The sequence below is a fragment of the Marinobacterium sediminicola genome (assembly GCF_022343685.1).
GTDB lineage: Bacteria > Pseudomonadota > Gammaproteobacteria > Pseudomonadales > Balneatricaceae > Marinobacterium > Marinobacterium sediminicola.
Genome location: NZ_CP092123.1, coordinates 1,531,354 through 1,548,549 on the forward strand (window position 1 = coordinate 1,531,354; position 17,196 = coordinate 1,548,549).

At 53.2% G+C, this 17,196-nt stretch carries 16 protein-coding genes; 10 read left to right on the plus strand and 6 right to left on the minus strand.

The window, feature by feature from the left end:
• Positions 1–18: 18 nt before the first annotated feature.
• The gene (locus tag LN244_RS07010; protein WP_239042130.1) at positions 19–546 is read right to left on the minus strand and encodes a MarR family winged helix-turn-helix transcriptional regulator; all 528 of its coding nucleotides are present in this window, start codon (positions 544–546) and stop codon (positions 19–21) included.
• Between the two features lie 280 nt (positions 547–826).
• Here LN244_RS07010 and ectA point away from each other — a divergent pair, with 280 nt between their 5' ends.
• The 5 genes from ectA (at position 827) to LN244_RS07035 (ending at position 5,547) form a co-directional block, all read left to right on the plus strand.
• Entirely contained in the window at positions 827–1,339 is a 513-nt protein-coding gene (ectA, locus tag LN244_RS07015) for a diaminobutyrate acetyltransferase (RefSeq protein WP_239042131.1), read from the plus strand.
• A 14-nt stretch (positions 1,340–1,353) separates the two neighbouring features.
• Positions 1,354–2,628 (plus strand): diaminobutyrate--2-oxoglutarate transaminase, encoded by a 1,275-nt coding sequence (ectB, locus tag LN244_RS07020; RefSeq protein WP_239042132.1) that lies wholly within the window; start codon positions 1,354–1,356, stop codon positions 2,626–2,628.
• A gap of 54 nt (positions 2,629–2,682) precedes the next feature.
• The gene (locus LN244_RS07025) at positions 2,683–3,081 is read left to right on the plus strand and encodes an ectoine synthase (RefSeq protein ID WP_239042133.1); all 399 of its coding nucleotides are present in this window, start codon (positions 2,683–2,685) and stop codon (positions 3,079–3,081) included.
• A 109-nt stretch (positions 3,082–3,190) separates the two neighbouring features.
• The gene (locus LN244_RS07030; protein ID WP_239042134.1) at positions 3,191–4,621 is read left to right on the plus strand and encodes an aspartate kinase; all 1,431 of its coding nucleotides are present in this window, start codon (positions 3,191–3,193) and stop codon (positions 4,619–4,621) included.
• A gap of 77 nt (positions 4,622–4,698) precedes the next feature.
• The gene (locus LN244_RS07035) at positions 4,699–5,547 is read left to right on the plus strand and encodes a TPR end-of-group domain-containing protein (RefSeq protein WP_239042135.1); all 849 of its coding nucleotides are present in this window, start codon (positions 4,699–4,701) and stop codon (positions 5,545–5,547) included.
• A 20-nt stretch (positions 5,548–5,567) separates the two neighbouring features.
• On the opposite strand, the gene LN244_RS07040 is transcribed toward LN244_RS07035, so the two are convergent.
• Positions 5,568–5,774, minus strand: a complete 207-nt coding sequence (locus LN244_RS07040) for a PA3496 family putative envelope integrity protein (RefSeq protein ID WP_239042136.1) — start codon at positions 5,772–5,774, stop codon at positions 5,568–5,570.
• A 240-nt stretch (positions 5,775–6,014) separates the two neighbouring features.
• Positions 6,015–7,751: a PHA/PHB synthase family protein gene (locus LN244_RS07045; protein WP_239042137.1), complete on the minus strand. Its 1,737-nt coding sequence runs from the start codon at positions 7,749–7,751 to the stop codon at positions 6,015–6,017.
• A gap of 203 nt (positions 7,752–7,954) precedes the next feature.
• Between LN244_RS07045 and LN244_RS07050 the strand changes: the two genes are divergently transcribed.
• The 3 genes from LN244_RS07050 to LN244_RS07060 are packed head-to-tail and all read left to right on the plus strand — an operon-like array spanning position 7,955 to position 11,747.
• The gene (locus LN244_RS07050; protein ID WP_239042138.1) at positions 7,955–10,690 is read left to right on the plus strand and encodes a bifunctional acetate--CoA ligase family protein/GNAT family N-acetyltransferase; all 2,736 of its coding nucleotides are present in this window, start codon (positions 7,955–7,957) and stop codon (positions 10,688–10,690) included.
• Positions 10,691–10,746: 56 nt separating this feature from the next.
• Positions 10,747–11,442, plus strand: a complete 696-nt coding sequence (locus LN244_RS07055) for an AzlC family ABC transporter permease (RefSeq protein WP_239042139.1) — start codon at positions 10,747–10,749, stop codon at positions 11,440–11,442.
• On the plus strand, positions 11,418–11,747 hold the full coding sequence (locus tag LN244_RS07060) for a branched-chain amino acid transporter permease (protein WP_239042140.1): 330 nt from the start codon (positions 11,418–11,420) through the stop codon (positions 11,745–11,747). Before LN244_RS07055 ends, LN244_RS07060 begins: the two co-directional genes overlap by 25 nt.
• A gap of 3 nt (positions 11,748–11,750) precedes the next feature.
• On the opposite strand, the gene LN244_RS07065 is transcribed toward LN244_RS07060, so the two are convergent.
• On the minus strand, positions 11,751–12,038 hold the full coding sequence (locus LN244_RS07065; protein ID WP_239042378.1) for an ArsR/SmtB family transcription factor: 288 nt from the start codon (positions 12,036–12,038) through the stop codon (positions 11,751–11,753).
• A 384-nt stretch (positions 12,039–12,422) separates the two neighbouring features.
• Here LN244_RS07065 and LN244_RS07070 point away from each other — a divergent pair, with 384 nt between their 5' ends.
• Entirely contained in the window at positions 12,423–13,826 is a 1,404-nt protein-coding gene (locus LN244_RS07070; protein WP_239042141.1) for a solute carrier family 23 protein, read from the plus strand.
• A 15-nt stretch (positions 13,827–13,841) separates the two neighbouring features.
• Here the strand turns inward: LN244_RS07070 and LN244_RS07075 are convergent, their stop codons facing one another.
• Positions 13,842–15,128, minus strand: a complete 1,287-nt coding sequence (locus LN244_RS07075; protein ID WP_239042142.1) for a GGDEF domain-containing protein — start codon at positions 15,126–15,128, stop codon at positions 13,842–13,844.
• A 166-nt stretch (positions 15,129–15,294) separates the two neighbouring features.
• On the opposite strand from LN244_RS07075, the gene LN244_RS07080 reads away from it, so the two are divergent.
• Positions 15,295–16,233, plus strand: a complete 939-nt coding sequence (locus LN244_RS07080; protein ID WP_239042143.1) for a universal stress protein — start codon at positions 15,295–15,297, stop codon at positions 16,231–16,233.
• Here the strand turns inward: LN244_RS07080 and xthA are convergent.
• On the minus strand, positions 16,230–17,045 hold the full coding sequence (xthA, locus tag LN244_RS07085; RefSeq protein ID WP_239042144.1) for an exodeoxyribonuclease III: 816 nt from the start codon (positions 17,043–17,045) through the stop codon (positions 16,230–16,232). The genes LN244_RS07080 and xthA overlap by 4 nt on opposite strands.
• Positions 17,046–17,196: the final 151 nt, after the last annotated feature.

Consider the following 17,196-nt stretch of genomic DNA (forward strand, 5'->3'; position numbering starts at 1 on the left):
CCGGCACTTGCCTGAGGCTCAGTTTTTCAGGCTGTTCTGCTCTGACTTGAGATAATCGGGAATGCCGCTCTCATTGGTGCGATCAAGTGCCCCAATGTCCAACATCGGTGCTGCATCCAGGTGGTGTGCACCCAGTATGTGTGATACGTGCTCAAGTGCTGCCACGATCATTGACTGCTCCCAGTCATGCATGTCTTCGAACTGGCGGATGAACGTATCCTGCAAGGTCGCGGGTGCTGACTTGAGTAGCTCAAGACCTTCATCAGTCGGGCACGCAAGCACCTTGCGTTTGTCTGTGTGACTGCGTTCACGACGGACCAGATTCTTTCGTTCCAGACGATCCAGAATACTGGTAACTGTGGCCTGAGCCAGATTCATTTCTTTTGCCAGCATGCCAATGGTAAGAGGTCCATTGATTCGCAACGTCTGCATGGTTAACAGCTGAGGCATGGTGAGGCCGGTCATGCGGCTCAGGTGCTTATCGTGCAGGTCCGTTGCACGAATGATTTGGCGCAGCAAAACGAGTGCGTCCTGGCTTTTGTCCATAGCGGTCAGAAGTTTCCCGGGTACTGAATTGGATTCAGCACGCTTTTTAGCCTGATTCGTAGAGTAATGCAAAATATCTTCACTACCTTAGGTTCAGTATTTTGTAATGCAAAGCAATCTATCTTTGCCCTCTTTGTATGTGTTTTGGTGTCTTTTGCGCGTAATATGCTGTGTTTAAAGCATAGTGAGTCAATGTGTCACGATTGCTTGTAAGCTTGAAATGTAATTTTAGATATGTTTTATACTAAAAACCATAGCATGGCTAAATAAATTAAATACTATGGATTCTGACATTTTTAAGCTACGTAAGCCTGAAGCCACTGACGGCTTTGCCCTTCATAAGCTCGTTGAGCGTTGTTCCCCGCTGGACCCGAACTCCGTTTACTGCAATCTCTTGCAATGCAGTCACTTCGCCGAAACTGCTATCGCGGCCGAGAATGCAGAGGGTGAATTGGTTGGGTTCATCTCGGGCTACTGCCCTCCTGAGCGTCCAGACACCCTGTTCGTTTGGCAGGTTGCTGTCGATGCGCGATGTCGCGGACAGAAGCTCGGTCAACGCATGTTGTTGGCACTAACGGAGAGACTTGTGCCGGCGGGTGTGCAATACATCGAGACCACCATTACCCCGGGCAATGTTGCCTCAGAAACCCTTTTTGCACGTGTGTTTGCAGCACTGTCGGCGCCGGTTGAGCGCTCTATGTTGTTCTCACGAGATGAGCACTTCGAAGGACAGCATGACGATGAAATGCTTTATCGCGCGGGTCCTTTCAAGCTCACTGCACCGAATTCATAAATCAGGAGAGATCGATGAATATTTTCCAGAAAACTGAATCTGAAGTTCGTACATACAGCCGCTCCTTTCCGGTCACCTTCAGCAAGGCCAAAGGTGCTGTACTGACAACCGAAGACGGTCAGGAGTATGTCGATTTTCTCGCGGGCGCGGGAACCCTGAATTACGGGCACAACAACGATCAGCTGAAGCAGGCATTGATCGACTACATCGCCTCGGATGGTCTGACCCACGGGCTGGATATGCAGTCTGTAGCCAAGGAAAACTTCCTTCATGCTTTTCGTGATCTGATCCTTGAGCCTCGTGGCATGGGTGAATTCAAGGTCATGTTCACGGGTCCGACCGGAACAAACGCTGTTGAGGCAGCTCTGAAGCTGGCTCGTAAGGTGAAGGGGCGCAGCAACATTATTTCCTTTACCAATGGTTTTCATGGTGTGAGTGGAGGTGCCCTTGCAGCAACCGGCAACCAGCACCATCGTGGTGGTATGGGAACGTCTTTGTCCGATGTAACGCGTATGCCGTTCGATGGCTATCTGGGCGAGGGTGTTGATACGACTGAATATCTGGATCGCGTCCTGAGTGATCCCAGCAGTGGCGTTGATCACCCTGCGGCAGTGATCGTGGAAACTATTCAGGGTGAGGGTGGCCTCAACGCCGCATCTTTTGAGTGGCTGCGCAATCTCGAGAAGGTGTGTCGGCGTCATGACATGCTGCTGATTGTGGATGACATCCAGTCAGGCTGTGGTCGTTCAGGTCGTTTCTTCAGCTTTGAAGAAGTTGGCATCAAGCCGGATATTGTAACGCTGTCCAAATCACTCAGCGGTTATGGTCTTCCGTTCGCGGTCACGATCTTCCGTCCAGAACTTGATCTCTGGAATCCGGGTGAGCATAACGGCACCTTCCGCGGTAACAACCATGCGTTCATTACTGCCGCGACTGCATTCAAGACTTTCTGGTCAGACGACCAGTTTGAGAAAGAGGTGCGTCGCAAGGCTGAAAAACTGCGTAATGGCCTTCAGGCCATCATCAAATCTCATGGTGCGAAGACTCTCACGCTCAAGGGACGAGGTCTGATGAGCGGTATCGAATGCCCGGATGGTGATCTGGCGGGCGATGTGACCAGCAGTGCTTTCAAGCAGGGCTTGGTTATCGAGACCAGCGGCGCCCATGATCAGGTCGTCAAGTGTCTGGTGCCTCTGGTCATTACCGACGAGCAGCTTGAGTTCGGTCTCAAGGTCCTGGATAAGGCATTTGGCGAGGCGCTGTCGAGTCGTGAGCGCAAGGTGTCCTGATTGTTGTCGGGATCCTGGCGAGCAGAGCAAATTCACAGATCAAGAGTCGATGTAATGATTGTTAGAACACTGGAAGAATGTGAAAAGTCAGAGCGCCGTGTAGTTTCCCAGAACTGGGAGAGCACGCGCATGCTGTTGAAAGATGACAAGATGGGATATTCCTTCCATATCACCACGATCTACGAAGGTACAGAAACCCATATCTGGTACCAGAATCATCTGGAGTCGGTTTACTGCATCAGCGGTGAAGGCGAAGTTGAAACACTTGCAGACGGTAAAATCTATTCGATCAAGCCGGGTACGCTGTATAATCTGAACGAACATGATGAACATCTGCTGCGTGCTACCAAAGAGATGAAGCTGGCGTGTGTTTTCAACCCGCCGCTGAATGGCAAAGAGGTGCACGACGAGAATGGCGTCTACCCGCTGGAGGCGGAGACGGTCGAGGCTTGATCTCGCCATCCCACGCGGAGCATGCCGGCTGAATGCCGGCATGTTTGTATATCGCTCAACCATTGCCATTCAGGGGCAGCAAAACACGAGAGAGCCAACAGGAAATAACATGCATACAGTAGAGAAGATCGGCGGTACCTCAATGAGTCGCTTTCGCGAGCTGATGGATACCATTCTGATTGGTGACCGTACGGGTGAACAGTTGTACAACCGTATCTTCGTCGTGTCCGCCTATGGCGGAATTACCAATCTGCTTCTTGAACACAAGAAAACCGGGGAGCCGGGTGTTTATGCGCGCTTTGCCAATGCCGAGAATGAAGGTGCATGGCGCGAAGCACTGGCCGATGTTCGTGCCCGCATGCTGGATATCAACCAGGAGTTGTTTGGTGATTCTGTCGAGCGAGCAGAAGCTGATCGCTTCATTAGCAAGCGTATTGCTGATGTTGAATCAATAATGTTCAACCTTGAGCAGCTGTGCTCTAACGGTCACTTCCAGCTTGACGAACACCTGATGAAAGTTCGTGAAATGCTGGCAGCCATTGGTGAAGCACATAGTGCGCATAACAGTGTTCTGGCGTTGCGAAAGGAAGGCGTGAATGCACGTTTTGTTGACCTTTCCGGATGGGATCATCCGAAGCCGCTGCCGTTCGACGAGATGATCGAAGTCAGCTTCAAGGATATCGATGTCGCCAATGAGATGCCGATCGTAACCGGTTATACGCATTGTGCCGAAGGCTTGATGCGGACGTTTGACCGCGGCTACAGCGAAATGACCTTCAGCAAGATTGCCACCAAGACGGGGGCTCGTGAAGCCGTTATCCATAAGGAATTCCACCTGAGCACCGCGGATCCGGGGATTGTAGGTCTGGACAAGGTGGTGACCATCGGTCGAACCAATTACGACGTTGCAGATCAGCTGTCCAATCTGGGTATGGAGGCGATCCATCCCAAGGCGGCCAAAGGCCTGCGTCAGCAAGAGATTGAGTTGCGTATCAAGAACGCCTTTGAGCCTGATCATGCGGGTACGGTCATCAGTACCGATTACTGCAGCGAAGAGCCGCGCGTTGAGATCATTGCGGGACGTTCCAATGTATTCGCGATCGAGATATTCGACCAGGACATGCTGGGCGAAGCGATCTATGACATCGAGCTGCTTAAAATGCTGAGTGATCTGCGGCTTTATGTGGTCAACCGGGACTCTGATGCCAACAGCATCACCTATTTCGTGGCCGGATCTCGCAAAATGGTTAACCGTGCTCAGCGCCTGATTGGTGAAAAATTTGATGGTGCTGAAGTGGCGTTGCATAAGGTTGCAATCGTTTCCGCAATCGGTTCGAACCTGAAGGTGCCTGGCATCCTGGCCAAGACCGCTACTGCACTGGCAGATGCAGGTATCAGTGTGCAGGCTTTGCATCAGTCCATGCGTCAGGTCGAAATGCAGTGCATCGTCAATCAGGATGATTATGAGCCTGCCATTCGTGCCATGCATTACGCGCTCATTGAGCAGGAAGGTCATGGGGATGTGATATGCGCTGCCTGAAGGTAGCTCTGTTACTGTTTGTTTCCAGTCTTGCTGTAGCGCAAACGGAGGCCCCCAATTCGGGGGCCGATTCCTTTATGGCAGATGGAGTTGCCAAGCAGTCTTCTCCGCCGACCTTGCAGGAGCAGGTTGAGCAGCTGGAGGAGCCGCTGTACAAGCCTTTTATCGAGCGTTACATCATCGATGAGATCAAGGTCCTGCGATCTGAGCTTGAGCAGCAGAAGGTTGAGATGATCCGCGAAATCACGGACCGCGAGCTTAAGGTTGCGAACAGCTCCATCTCTTATGCCACGGATACCGTGACTTACTTTTTCTACTTGATCGCGGCGGCGTCCTCCATTCTGCTGATCGTTGGCTGGAATTCAATCCGTGAAATTCGAGATCGTGTACAGTCAATTGCGGACGAGAAAGTCGGGCGCCTAGTTGAAGAGTATGAGGAGCGTCTTGAACGCGTAGAGAAAGAGTTGCTTCGCAAGTCACGCATTATCCAGGAAAACCAGCATGAACTGGAAGTGACCAACGAGGTGCAAACGCTGTGGGTCAAGGCTTCACAGGAGACTTCCTGGGAGCAGAAAATACGCCTATATGATCGCATCCTTGAATTGCGTCCCGACAATGCCGAGGCGCTTACGTACAAGGCAGATGCGGCGCTTGAACTTAATCAGCACCAGTGGGCAATCTCGTTGTGTAATCAGGCGCTGACAGTAGAGCCGGACAGTGGTCATGCTTATTTTCAATTGGCATGTGCCTACGCCGACCTTGGTGCCAGCAGGATTGCGCTGGATTACCTGAAGCAGGCTGTGAGTATTTCTGATGAATATCGCGAGCAGGGGCGTCAGGAACAGCGACTTCTGTCCTTATCGCAGGAGCCGGACTTCATGTCAGTTCTGACCAGAAGAGAAGAGTTGGCCGGCAGTGAGGCATGAATCGCTGCCGGCTGAGCCGATCACTCGCGCAGGTGATCGTAGTCGTCGTAGATATTGCTGATCTGCTGCCTGAGGCGGCGCTCTTCCATGAAATCTTCAATTTGACGGCGGCGTTTGCCGTTGTACTTTACACGGCTGCGGCTGACTTCTTCTTCTTCATTGAACTGTTCGTTCCAGTCGTCCAGTTCGTCATCAGCTACTTGATCGACACGAATCTTGGTGCCCATCGTACTCACTCTCACACAAAAGTTTACGGAAACGGCAGAGCCGCGATAGTGAATGATGTGGGATAGGGTGCGAGTGCAGGAAGCACGGGGTTTTGCGCCCTCGGATGACCCCCTCATCTAAGCGCGAATATAGTCCAGCCGTGAGCAGGCTTCAAAATAAAAAATTCCTATCGGAATTGAGGAAAAACAGGGTGTGAGTCAATCGTAGATGCCCCCGAAGGGGCGTGTATCATCGAGGCATTAGCGTTCGAACACATAAGTACCTGGTGCTGGAGCAATGGCAGGGTATCCGGCATCCGGATTACCCATGCCAGGTGGTGCGACTGGCGGCGAACTATGGCTGGAAAGCCAGTCTGCCCAGGGTTCCCACCAGGACCCCTCGGTACTGTCGTGTCGCAGGGGCCAGTCATCAGCAGGTATATGCTTGTCTTCCGCTTTCTGTACCCCCAGCTGGTAGCTACGTCGTGGGTGGCCGGGCTCACTGACGATGCCGGCATTATGCCCACCGCTGGCGAGAACAAAGGTAACCTCGGTATTCATCAGGTCATGAATTTTGTAAACCGACTTCCACGGGGCAACGTGGTCGCTTTGGGTGGCGACGCAGAAAATGGGAACCCGGATGTCGCGCAATGATATGGGGCGGTCACCGACATGAAAGCGCCCGCTGGCGAGATCGTTGTTGAGGAACAGGCTGCGCAGATATTCCGAGTGCATCTTGTAGGGCATGCGAGTGGAGTCGGAGTTCCAGGCCATCAGGTCGTTCATACTAGGGCTTTCCCCGAGCAGGTACTCGCTGACGATGCGTGACCAAAGCAGGTCGTAGGAACGCAGCAGGGTAAAGGCGCCCGCCATTTGCTGGGTGTCCAGGTAACCCTTGTCCCACATGATATCTTCCATGTAGCTGAGCTGACTCTCATCGATGAACAGCATCAGCTCGCCTGCTTCGGTGAAGTCTGTTTGCGCGGTAAACAGGGTGAGCGACTGAAGACGATCATCGTTATCTCGCGCCATGGCGGCGGCCGCAATCGTGGCAAGTGTGCCGCCAAGGCAGTATCCGACCAGGTGGACCTTGCGTTCTGGAATCACTGCATTGATCGCCTTGAGCGCATCCATGACGCCCCGGCTGAGGTAGTCGCTCATCCCCATGTCACGATCCCGTGCATCCGGGTTGTGCCAGGAGATCATGAAGACAGTATGTCCCTTGTCGACCAGATAGCGAACCATGGAATTGTGCTCGGACAGGTCCAGAATGTAATACTTCATAATCCAGGCCGGTGTGATCAGAATCGGCTCCGCCGCTACCTTATCCGTGGTGGGTGAGTACTGGATCAATTCAATCAGTCGATTGCGGAAGATAACCTTACCGGGTGTAACGGCAAGATTCTTGCCGGCGGCAAATGGCTTATTGGTCTGGTCGGATTCTTCAAGCAGGTTGTGTTGAATATCCTCCAGCAGATTTTGCATGCCCTTGAAAAGGCTTTGACCGCCTGTCTGAACCGCTTTCTCTACAACCAGCGGGTTGGTGGCGGGATAATTGGTGGGTGAAAACATATCCAGCCATTGGCGTGCGGCAAAGGAAACGACGTTTTCATGGTGCTTGGCCACGCCTGGAATGCCGGTCGTGGCATAGTGCCACCATTGCTCCTGCAGCAGGAAGCTCTGTGCCATGATGTTGTAAGGAAAGCGGTTCCAGGCGGGGTCCTTGAAGCGGCGATCACCGGGCAGAGGTGCAATGAAGGGAGGGGCGTCACTGTCAAGGCTGGCGCGCGCTGCCCAGATACTGAAAGCGCTGAACTTGCGCAGCATGTTTTCCAGCATCTCGTTGATCTTGCCTGGCGAGTGCGTGGTATGTGTAAGCCAGTCAAGGTAGGCCAGTGTCAAGGATGCGGGGGAAAGGCCCTGAGTATAACGGCCCTCGATTGCATGTATTACCCGGTCTATGCTGTTCTTGATATCTGGAAGCGGTACGCGCGTCATCTAAATCTCCTTGTTCCGGCAGTGAGTCCTGATGCTCGAGCATAGCAGTCGGTATGGTTCCGGGGTAGAGGTCAGTTTTGCCCAAAGTCCTATTGTGTTCCGATTGATAATCAGCTTTTGCTGCAGGTGCGAAAAATATAGAATACGCTATCAGGTGTGACGCCTGAATGAAAACCGATTCTGTAAATAAAGGAACTCATTGAGTGTCAACGAAATACCTCAAGCGCTTTTTCAGGCCACAATCGATCGCCGTCTTCGGTGCTTCCGAGCGAGAGGACAGTATGGGTGGCGTGGTTCTGCACAACCTGATCGAAAGCCAGTTTCCGGGCAAATTGATGGCCGTAAATGCGCAGGGGTATGATGAGGTACATGGCATTCAGTGCTATCGCAGTGTAGCCGATCTGCCTGAAATGCCGGATCTGGCAATCATCTGTTCTCCTCCTGAAAGTGTTGCCGGTATCATCCGCAAGCTTGGGGCCAATATGGTCAAGGCGGCGATGATTCTTACCGGGGGGCTCAACCCCTCGGATACGGCCCATAACCGTTCGCTGCGCGAAGAAGTTCGGGAAGCGGCTCGACCCTATGGAATCCGCATTCTGGGGCCGGATTGCATGGGTGTTCTGGTGCCGGGTGCCAAGTTAAATGCCAGCTACTCTCATGTGAATATTCGCAAGGGGAAAGTGGCCTACATAGGCCAGTCAGGTTTGCTGGGCACGGCGATGATCGACTGGGCCAGTGGCCAGGAGATCGGTTTTTCTCACTTCTTGACCCTTGGTGATGGTGTCGATGTGGATTTGCCTGCCATTATCGATTACCTGGCCAAGGAACCGGCCACTCAGGCAATCCTCCTGCAAATGGATCGTATCATTGGTGCCTCGCGCAACTTCGTGTCAGCGGTACGTGCAGCGTCTCGAAACAAGCTTGTGCTGGTCCTCAAGTCCAATATCATTCAGGACGGTCGTTACTCCGTTGATCTTGCTCCGGGCATTGATGACGAGGACCGAGTGTATGACGCAGCACTTCGCCGTGCGGGTGCGGTGCGTGTGGAAACGTCTGACCAGTTGTTCAACGCGCTGGAAACCCTGTCACGCATGAAACCCATGCGTGGTGAGCGTCTGGCAATTTTGTGCAACGGCATGGGACCCAATGCACTGGCTTGCGACCGCTTGCTGCGCAAGCAGGGTAAGCTTGCCGAAATTACGGAAGAAACTCGGCAGGCTTTGGCTGAGTTGTTGCCCTCAGGATGGAACGGCCGCAACCCGGTTGACCTGAATACCGATGCGACTCCGGCACGTTTTGCTGAAGTGACCCGGCTGCTGACCAAGGACCCTAATGTGGATGCGGTTCTGACCATCCATGCTCCTACACGAATGGCGGCCAGTGTCGCGACAGCGGATGAAGTCATCAAAGTTGCTCGCAAGACTCCTCGTAATGTGTTGACCTGCTGGATGGGGCGTTACTCGGCCATTGAGGCGCGTAATCACTGTAACGCATCCGGCATACCCACTTTCATGACACCGGAAGAGTCGGTCGATGCTTTCATGCAGATGGTGGAATACCACCGTAACCAGGCAGCGATGAGGCAGACCCCGGCGCCTTTTCATCTGCACAACCAGCCCAATAGAGAACGAGCACGACAGATGCTGCAGCAGGCTCTGGCAGAAGAGCGTGACTACCTGACGCATGCCGAGTCTTGTCAGTTGCTCGACTTGTACGAAATCCCGACCCCGAACACCGGCTACGCCGAGGATATTGCCGGGGTCGTGGATATTGCGCGTCAAATGGGCGGTTCTGTCGCAGTCAAGGCGCTGCACCGAGATAATATATATCCCTTCTGTTATGACAATACCGCGCATCAGCGCTGGCGTGACCTGGCGCTGGACCTGTACTCGATCAGCGAAGTACGTCACGCGACCACGAAGCTGGCGTACCGGGTTGGGGAGCGTTATGCGCCTGAAGAGACCCACGGTTTCGTTGTTCAGCAGATGAAGCGTGGTTTCCAGTCCATGCAAATCAACGTGGGTATTACGCGTGACCCCGTGTTTGGTCCGCTGATTCTGTTTGGTGTTGGCGGGTATACGATAGACGTTCTGGCAGATCGAAACATCATGCTGCCGCCACTGAATTTCGCCCTGGCACGCCAACTGGTCAAGCGTTCGCGTGTACACAACATTATTGCCGAGAACAGCTATCAGGTAGAACGCGATGTTGATCACTTGTGTGAGATGTTGATCCGTCTCTCCGAAATGGCCGTTGATTTGCCAGAGCTCAAGTGCCTTGAAATCAATCCGCTGCTGCTTAATAAGCGGGGGCTTCTTGCCGTTGATTGCGCCGTGTCGCTTGGGGTGCCGGCGGAGCTCTCGATCTCCCCCTATCCTGAGTACCTGACCGAGCAGGTTACGCTGAAGCGATCAGGTCGTAGCGCGACTCTCAGAGCGATACGTGGTGAAGATGAGCCAGCGCACCTGGAATTTTTTAACCGGTTGAGCCCTGAGTCGATTCGTTTGCGTTATTTCTACAGCCGTGGGGTACCCACTCATGCTGAACTGGCGACCTGGACCCAGATCGATTATGACCGTGAGATGGCGTTTATTGTTACGGCACCGAAACTCAGTGGTGCAGGATTTGAAACGCTTGGTGTAGTGCGCGCTGTAACGGATGCTGATAATGTACGCAGTGAGTTTTCCATCGTCGTGCGTGATGACCTTCAAGGAGAAGGCCTCGGTGTCATGCTGATGCAAAAGGTAGTGGACTACTGCCGTGCACGCGGGACCCTTCAACTGGTTGGTTCTACCATGCCATCCAACAAGGGCATGCAAGGATTGGCACGCAAGCTGGGCTTCAAAATCAGCTACAACATGGAAGAAGACGTGGTGGACATGAAGATGATGCTCAATGAGCCCACCGAAGACTGGCAGATTTACCGTCTGCAACACTGAATATTTTCTGCTGTATCACGAATTGTTGCCGCCTTTCGGGGCGGCATTTTGGTTATATGAATCCTGAATCCAATCAATCCGCACTTCGCTTATCGCTGCCGGTGCTTTTCGGCTATATACCCTTGGGTGCGGCATTCGGCGTAATGTTCTCTGAGCTTGGCTATCACTGGCTATATGCCACCCTGATGGGGTTGGTAATTTATGCTGGTGCGGGCCAGTTTCTGGCTGTCGGGTTGCTGGCCAATCACGCAGGCCTTATCGAGGTGTTTGTCGCAACCTTGTTGCTGAATGCCCGGCACATGGTCTATGGGCTGTCACTACTGAGTAGCCTGAAGCTCAGGGGCTCACGGCGCTGGTACCTGATCTATGCCTTGACTGATGAGACATACTCACTGCTCACCATGCTCAGTGCAAGCTGTGACAAGTTGCGCTCCAGGTTGCAGTTTCGCATAGCCGTTTTGAATCACCTGTATTGGGTGATCGGCTGTTCGCTAGGGGCGTGGGTTGGAGGGCAGATCGAGTTTTCAACCGCCGGAATCGAGTTTACGCTGCCGGCGCTGTTTCTTGTTCTGGCGATTGAACAATATCGTGCCATGAGGCGCCCAAGGGTATTCGCACTGGCGTTTCTAATCGGTGTCGTGGCATTGATGATCAGTCCAGACAACATGCTGATGCTGTCAATTGCGATGGCGGTATCACTGCTGATAATGGCACGAGGAGGTGTGGAATGGACTCGACTGCGTATCTTCTGAGTGTGGTGGCGGTCGCTGCAGTGGCAACCTTTCTGACACGGGCTCTGCCCTTCCTGCTGTTGTATCGCTGGGCAGAGCATCCGATGCTCAAGCATCTGGGCCGCTATTTACCGCCGGTGCTGATGGTGTTGCTGCTGATGTATGCGCTCAAGGATGCGCTGGTGACAGGCGTTGAGTTGCTGCCGTCCCTGGTTTCACTCGTGATAGTGGGAATATTGCATCTGCTGTTTCGAAATCCCTTGATCAGTATCCTGTCCGGTACCGGATTATTTATGTTTCTGACTCAAAGTGGTGTTTTGATGTGACGCTCACGCGTGGGCGTCACAGAACAGCTCGTGCAGCGTTCTGATAATGGTGATTGCGGTATCGCCGTTGAGCGAATAAAAAATGGTTTGTGATTCGCGACGTGTACGCACGAGACCGTCCCGACGCAGAACGGCCAGATGCTGAGATAATGCCGACTGACTCAGGTCGAGGCAGCGGTTGAGTTCAGATACTGACAACTCCTTGCCATCCAGGTAACAGAGTATCAGCAGCCGGCTGTCGTTACCCAACACGCGCATCAACTTCGCTGCTGCGGCCGCATTCTGTTTCATCAGTTCAAGGCTGTCTTTGGGCAGGCCTGGGGACTGGGGTTGCTGAAGACTCAGGGATTCGCTCACAAGCACTCTTCTCGATCTTGTTATTTGTCGGCAATACTATCCCATTTATGGATTGAATCCCATTCTCCTAATATATGTAGAAATCATATCCCTATACCTTATAGGTATACTTGTAAGTCCAGCATGATGAAGACATTCGGTGTTCAAAGTAGATGGATGTAAGGGAAAATCCGTATACTTTAGTCGCTACCAATACTAAAGTCGATTGTCGACAACTCGACTTGCTACCCAAGGCTCAGTACTGTCCACCAGCTTCGGGCATAAGGGAATGCCCGAATATTCCAAGAACAAAGACCGTATCGCTTATGGGGAGCACTTATGGGACTTTATCAACGTGAACATGGGGCCGAGCATCCTTACTGGAAGCTGGGACCTTTCAAGGTTCGTTTACCTTTCATACATCATCGTTGGGAATGGCCGGAAACCATCCAGGCACTGATCATGTTCGTTGTGGGCATGGCGATGATTCCGTTGCTGGAAAAATATCTTGGCCTGCCTTATGACGTGGCTTTGGCTTACGTGGTGGTCTGTGGCTTCGGTTTTATGCTGCCAACGATTCTGGGTGTTCCTATGGTGCCCGGATGGATTACCCCGGCCATTCCGGTTGTGGGTCTATACCTTGGCAATTTTGAGCCGGGTCCTGACGCAATTCGTGCGCTGATTGGCCTGCAGTTGGTCGTAACGGTGATTTTCTTTGTACTGGGGGTAACACGCCTGGGCAGTAAGCTGGTTGATCTGTTTCCATCCTCGATTAAGGGCGGCATTCTGATCGGGGCCGGTATTGCGGCCATATCGGGAGAAATCGTTGAGGGCGGGCGCCTTGCGCAGACACCGATTTCCCTGATTATTGGGGGCGCGGTAACCGGCTACATACTGTTTTCGCTGTCATTTCGTGACTGGACTGAAAAGCATCGCTGGGCTCGAATTGTCGCCGGCTACGGCATGGTTCCCGGTGCAATTATTGCCATGATCATCGGCTGGGTAGCAGGTGAGTACCCGATTCCGAATGTGGAGTTTGGACTAACGTCACCGGCATTCGACAAGATGCTGGATTACACCGTTTTCGGTGTCGGTTTGCCATCACTGGAGGTGATCTGGATGGCTGTGCCCACGGCGATTATCGCGTACATCATTGCATTCGGTGACATCATTGTCGGCAAGAGCTTGCTTGATCGTGTGGACCATCTGCGCCCGGACGAAAAGATCGAAGTCAATGTAGACCGCGTTCATCTTGTTACCGCTATCCGTAATCTGTTGCACTCACTGCTTGCTCCCTATCCGGGATTGGCGGGGCCTCTGTTTACTGGCGCCATGGCCACCATCGCTGAACGCTACCGTTATGGGCGCAAGGCAATGGACACCATCTACAGTGGTGCGAGTATTTTCTGGATCGTGGGTTTTATGGCGTTGTTCATGCTGCCGCTGGTCACCGTATTCAAACCGGTGTTGCCTATCGCGCTATCACTGACCCTGCTGATTACCGGTTACCTGTGTATCAGCGTCGGTGTTGAACAGATTGATAATGCCACGTCTATGGGGGTGGCCGGCACCATGGGGGTCGTGCTGTCAGTGTATGGTGCGGCTTATGGATTGGCCGTGGGCATCCTGTTGTATCTGCTGTTTGAGAAGCGCTCGAAACAGGCTTTGAAGGAACATGCAGGTGAAAAGCCTGAAGAACCGATCCACATCGAGGAGCGGGCCGAGGAATACGGTAACCGCTGATCGATTGGCGGGTTACTAAGAGGGATTACGGGCGAAGTCACTGCGGCTTCGCCTTTTTTTTGGTTTTGCGGTCTGCTGTGCCGAACGGGTGCAGTTTCGGCCTCCGTGCTTGGCGGCGTAGAGTGCCTGGTCTGCCTGTTTAATCACCGCTTCTGCAGTCTGGCTCCCTTCATGAGTCGAAAAGCCGATGCTGATGGTCACTTTTACAGCCTGATCCTGTTCATCTCGTTTGCGCAGCGACCGTCCCGCTTCATCATCCTCTGGGCGGCTGGAACTCCGGATTCGCATCGGATACTGGGCAACCCGCTCACGCACGGCTTCCAAAGCACCTAATACGGCCTCGTGCGAACCGCGTCGAAATACAATGGTGAACTCTTCGCCGCCGTAACGAAACAGACGGCCGCCGGCGCTGACGTGACGCAGTTGGCTGGCAACCATCCGCAATACCTGGTCACCCACATCATGTCCATAGCGATCATTGAACTGCTTGAAATGATCGATATCGAGCATGGCTATGCTGTAGCCCTTGCCAGGGCTTATCAGGTGGTGCTCCAGTGCGCGCCTCCCCGGAACGCCCGTCAATGTGTCGACAAATGCCATGTCATAGCCGTTACGGATAACGGCAATCAGCAGAACGAACTGGCCCAGTAAATGATAAAACTGACCCTGCACCCGAGAGGTTGTATCTGCCAGCGTCAAGAGAACACAGAAGCTGAGCGTAATATGGGTCAGCAGGTCGCGTCGTCCCATCATCAGGGCTAGTCCGACAGAAAGTATCATGCATCCCAGCTGCCACCAGAAAACGGCGGGACTGATCGTCAGTTGGGGCGCCAGTTGCTCAATAAATGGCCGCGGCAGGGCAGTCAATAGTTGAACCAGCTGAATAGGCTGGTATCGCCATATCAGCACAAGGCTCAGATAGCAGCCAATGACGATAAGGATGCGTGCTATCCCTGCACGTGAGAATGTACGCCGCTCAGGGACCAGCGTGATCCAGGCCTGCATCAGCGGCCAGATGAGTCCGACCAGAACCACTAAAACGTAGCTTGCCGGGTTGTCCGGTGACGAGGCGGTGGCAAGGTCATAGAGACTGGCGACAGCGCTAATGTGGAGCACCATGAGCAGAGTGCGGCTTTGCTTGAACCCAAGCGACAGCAGAATCACGATCAGGCCGACCAGCCACGGCAGACTGGCGAGAAACATCAAGTGAGCGGAAGAAAGGGCAGTGGCCAGATCATCAAGCAGCAGCGGGAGCGGGAGCAGCAATAAGGGCAGCAGGCGCAGGGCCGGTTTCCAAATCATCTGGGTAATGCTCTGAAGCAGATGAAAAGGTGTATTCTAACACCGACGATCGCAGACGTCTCACCTCCTTGCCAGGACAAAGTGGTTCAGGTGTGACGTGGCGCGTTTACTTTTTTGAGCCCTGCGGGCTATGCTCAGAACGAATGTCTAGGGAAGCGAGGGTACTATGAATCAGTACGGGCGTTTGCTGGTCAGTCTGGCCGCTGACGAGCATCGGGGTGAAGTGCTGCAGAAGCTGAAGCGCCTGAGTACCTCCGAATCGAAAGTGGAACTGTTCAGCTGTGTGTATTCAGCGGCATTGGCAGGAAGCTACCTGTTCGATACTGAAGGGCGTCAGCATGCGATTCAGTCGCTGTTACGGAAGGTTGAAAAGGGATTGGCTTCCCATGTGGACAAGCTTCAGCACCAGAATATTGATGTCGGTGCTGATGTCTATTGGGATCGTGATCTGGCCGAAGGGCTGGTGCGAAAGGTGCTGCGCTATAAACCCGATCTGGTCATTCATGCTCCAGAGGCTCACGCAAATGCCTTGCAGCAGTTGTTATCGGCACCCGACTGGCGCCTGTTGCGTCAGTGCCCTGCACCGCTTCTGCTGAGCAAGAAGGCTCAATGGAATGATCGCCCCGTGATTGCGGCTGCTATCGATCCATTCCATCTTGATGACGCAGCGGCGGAGCTGGATCAGCAATTGTTACAGCATGCGGCTGGCCTTGCACAGCAGCTGGATGGTGAGCTGCATGTATTGCACGTTTTCAACACGCTGCCACATTCGGCGATTTTCGACGAGCATCTGGTCGTGGACTATGAAGCGCTGCAAAAAAAGGTTCGAGAGGAGCATCATGCGCGCATCGATGAGCTGATCGCACCCTATGGGCTGTCAATCAAGGATCCCTGTGTGCACCTGCTGGAAGGAGAGCTTCATCAGCTGGTTCCGGACTGGGCGGAGGAAACATTGGTTGATGTGCTGGTGATGGGAAGTCTGGCGAGGGGATTCATCGATCGTCTGCTCTTGGGCAGTTCCGCCGAGCGATTGATGGACAAAGTTAATTGTGATCTGTTGATTCTTAAACCGGACAGCTTTAGCTGCCCGGTGAGTGAATTTTAAAGTGCAAACTCGGCCCAGATGGGGGCGTGGTCGGATGGCTTCTCCATGCCCCTGATCTCATAGTCGATACCGGCATCAGTACATTTTTCCAGCAAGACTTCTGTTGCCATGATCGCATCGATACGCAGGCCCCGCTTCGGCTCGTCATCAAAGCCACGGCTGCGGTAGTCAAACCAGCTGAACAAGCGGTCTTCATTCGGGTGCAGGCGGCGGAAGCTGTCGTGCAGTCCCCACTCGTATAAATGGGACATCCACTCCCGCTCTTCCGGCTGAAAACTGGTCTTGCCGGTTTTCAACCAGCGTTTGCGATTGGGTTCACCAATCCCGATATCCTTGTCATCCGCGGAGATATTAAGGTCGCCCATGACGACCAGCGGCTGATCAGGGCTACATTCTGATTGCAGATGCTGTAAAAGATCAGCATAGAAACGACGCTTGGCAGGGAACTTGATCGGGTGATCAATGTTCTCCCCCTGGGGGAAATAGCCGTTAAGTACACGCACTGTCTGGCCGCTCGAGCTGACAAAATCTGCCATGATCATGCGTCGCTGTGCATCGGCTTCATCACCCGGGAAGCCATACTGCACATTCAACGCAGGTTGCCTGGAGATCAAACAAACGCCGTAGTGGGTTTTCTGTCCGTGATAGACCACGTGATAGCCCAAAGCCTCTATTTGCTCGACGGGAAACTGGTCATCGGCCACTTTTGTTTCCTGAATACCAATAACATCAGGCTGATGCTTATCGATCAGACATTCCAGCTGGTGCATGCGGGCGCGAATGCCATTGGTGTTAAAGGAGATCAGCTTCATATAGATCCTTAGCGTGCCTAATTTTCCAAAGCGTTAATGGTATCAGAAAATCTGAACGGGTCAGGGGTGGCTTGATCGTGATTGGCGATCACTGCTAAGGCGTGTTTACTATTGGGGCATAAAGACTAGGGTGGTTACAATGAGTCAGGGT

Coding starts and splice junctions, on each gene's coding strand:
- LN244_RS07060 (WP_239042140.1), top strand. CDS start 11,418: ATGGACTCGACTGCGTATCTTCTGAGTGTGGTGGCGGTCGCTGCAGTG.
- LN244_RS07070 (WP_239042141.1), top strand. CDS start 12,423: ATGGGACTTTATCAACGTGAACATGGGGCCGAGCATCCTTACTGGAAG.
- ectA (WP_239042131.1), top strand. CDS start 827: ATGGATTCTGACATTTTTAAGCTACGTAAGCCTGAAGCCACTGACGGC.
- ectB (WP_239042132.1), top strand. CDS start 1,354: ATGAATATTTTCCAGAAAACTGAATCTGAAGTTCGTACATACAGCCGC.
- LN244_RS07035 (WP_239042135.1), top strand. CDS start 4,699: ATGGCAGATGGAGTTGCCAAGCAGTCTTCTCCGCCGACCTTGCAGGAG.
- LN244_RS07055 (WP_239042139.1), top strand. CDS start 10,747: ATGAATCCTGAATCCAATCAATCCGCACTTCGCTTATCGCTGCCGGTG.
- xthA (WP_239042144.1), bottom strand. CDS start 17,045: ATGAAGCTGATCTCCTTTAACACCAATGGCATTCGCGCCCGCATGCAC.
- LN244_RS07080 (WP_239042143.1), top strand. CDS start 15,295: ATGAATCAGTACGGGCGTTTGCTGGTCAGTCTGGCCGCTGACGAGCAT.
- LN244_RS07030 (WP_239042134.1), top strand. CDS start 3,191: ATGCATACAGTAGAGAAGATCGGCGGTACCTCAATGAGTCGCTTTCGC.
- LN244_RS07025 (WP_239042133.1), top strand. CDS start 2,683: ATGATTGTTAGAACACTGGAAGAATGTGAAAAGTCAGAGCGCCGTGTA.
- LN244_RS07010 (WP_239042130.1), bottom strand. CDS start 546: ATGGACAAAAGCCAGGACGCACTCGTTTTGCTGCGCCAAATCATTCGT.
- LN244_RS07045 (WP_239042137.1), bottom strand. CDS start 7,751: ATGACGCGCGTACCGCTTCCAGATATCAAGAACAGCATAGACCGGGTA.
- LN244_RS07040 (WP_239042136.1), bottom strand. CDS start 5,774: ATGGGCACCAAGATTCGTGTCGATCAAGTAGCTGATGACGAACTGGAC.
- LN244_RS07065 (WP_239042378.1), bottom strand. CDS start 12,038: ATGAAACAGAATGCGGCCGCAGCAGCGAAGTTGATGCGCGTGTTGGGT.
- LN244_RS07075 (WP_239042142.1), bottom strand. CDS start 15,128: ATGATTTGGAAACCGGCCCTGCGCCTGCTGCCCTTATTGCTGCTCCCG.